This window comes from Delftia sp. ASV31 (assembly GCF_016428765.1).
Taxonomy (GTDB): Bacteria; Pseudomonadota; Gammaproteobacteria; order Burkholderiales; family Burkholderiaceae_C; genus Comamonas; species Comamonas acidovorans.
In genome coordinates, this window is the sequence record NZ_JAELTK010000310.1 from 1 (window position 1) to 302 (window position 302).

General features: G+C 78.1%; 1 pseudogene. It reads left to right on the plus strand.

The window, feature by feature from the left end:
- Positions 1-302: pseudogene (locus JHD82_RS30190) on the plus strand (hypothetical protein); the annotation flags it as partial.

Genomic DNA, 302 nt, shown 5'->3' on the forward strand with positions numbered 1-302 from the left:
GTGACGCTGACCGACGCGGGCCGCCGCCTGCTGGAGCACGGCCACGCCATCATGCAGCGCGTGGCGCTGGCCAAGGAGGATCTGGGCAGCCAGCGCGACGAGCCCGTGGGCCGCATCGTGGTGGGCCCTGTCTCTTATACACATCTCCGAGCCCACGAGACGCTGACGTTGATCGCGTATGCCGTCTTCTGCTTGAAAGGGGGGGGGGGGGGGGGGGGGGGGGGGGGGGGGGGGGGGGGGGGGGGGGGGGGGGGGGGGGGGGGGGGGGGGGGGGGGGGGGGGGGGGGGGGGGGGGGGGGGGG